The organism is Novosphingobium sp. SG754 (assembly GCF_013149315.1).
GTDB lineage: Bacteria > Pseudomonadota > Alphaproteobacteria > Sphingomonadales > Sphingomonadaceae > Novosphingobium > Novosphingobium capsulatum.
Genome location: NZ_JABGCC010000029.1, coordinates 1 through 1,057, shown reverse-complemented (window position 1 = coordinate 1,057; position 1,057 = coordinate 1). Strand labels below are relative to the sequence as shown.

The 1,057-nt window shown below is 60.1% G+C and carries 1 protein-coding gene; it reads right to left on the bottom strand.

Annotation, left to right across the window (positions count from 1 at the left end; all coding sequences use genetic code 11):
• Positions 1-767 (bottom strand): IS5 family transposase gene (locus FHW97_RS21920; protein WP_171792173.1). Its coding sequence is split into 2 segments (ribosomal slippage): positions 1-455 and positions 455-767, totalling 768 coding nucleotides; the frame shifts between segments, so codons are not numbered across the junction.
• Positions 768-1,057 lie beyond the last annotated feature (290 nt).

Genomic DNA, 1,057 nt, shown 5'->3' with positions numbered 1-1,057 from the left:
CTAGGCTGTAGACTCATAAACACGGAGCCACAGCCGCATTGAGGCCAGTTGGACCATGGCGAGGAAGTTTTCGGCCAGCTTGTCGTAGCGAGTTGCGACCCGGCGGAAGTGCTTCAACTTGGAGAAGAAGCGCTCGATCAGGTTCCGCTCGCGGTAGAGCCATGTGCTGAAGTAAGGTTTGGATCGCCGGTTCGACTTCGGCGGGATATTGGCGAACGCCCCCTTCTCGCGGAGAGACGTGCGGATGCGATCGGCGTCATAGGCTTTGTCGGCCAGCACGATCGTTCCAGCGCCAACATGATCAAGCAAACCGTCAGCCGCTTGCCCGTCGTGGCTTTGCCCAGCGGTTAGGCTTAGCCGGATCGGGAGGCCTTGCCCGTCGACGACCGCGTGGATTTTGGTCGTGAGGCCGCCTCGGGAGCGACCGAGACAATGATCTCGATCCCCCTTTTTGCCGTCGCGGCCTGCTGGTGGGCGCGAACAGAAGTGCTGTCGATCATTTGGATATCGCCATCGCGGGCAGCGGTGATGGCGTCCATCATCCGATCCCACACGCCTGCCTTTCGCCATCGGGCGAAGCGGTTGTAGCAGGTTGTGCGCGGGCCATAGCGTTCCGGCAAATCGCGCCACGGCGCACCGGATCGCAGCACCCAAAAGATGCCGTTCAGCACGCGTCGGTCATCTGCACGCGGCACGCCTCGGGGCTTGTTGGGCAGCAGCGGTTCAATCACGCGCCACTCGAAGTCAGTCAGATCATATCGGCTCATGCCAATGCTGAATCACCTTTCTTCTCGGAAAGAAAGGCGCTTGAATGACGGCATGGAGGAACCCTTTGCCAGACTGAAAGCTGCGCTACTCACAGCATTGGTGCCGACCTTGGTCGTCGCGGCCATGCTGACGTTCGGCTTCCTCGTCAGGGGAATAACGCTAGAGCCAGGCTGGCCACGGCGAGCCGCAGTCGCTGCGTCAGTCGCTTACATTTGCTTTGTCGGACCCATCCTATTCCGCGCGCGGAAGCCGACAAAGCGATAGTTTCATTTATGGGTTCACGGCCTAA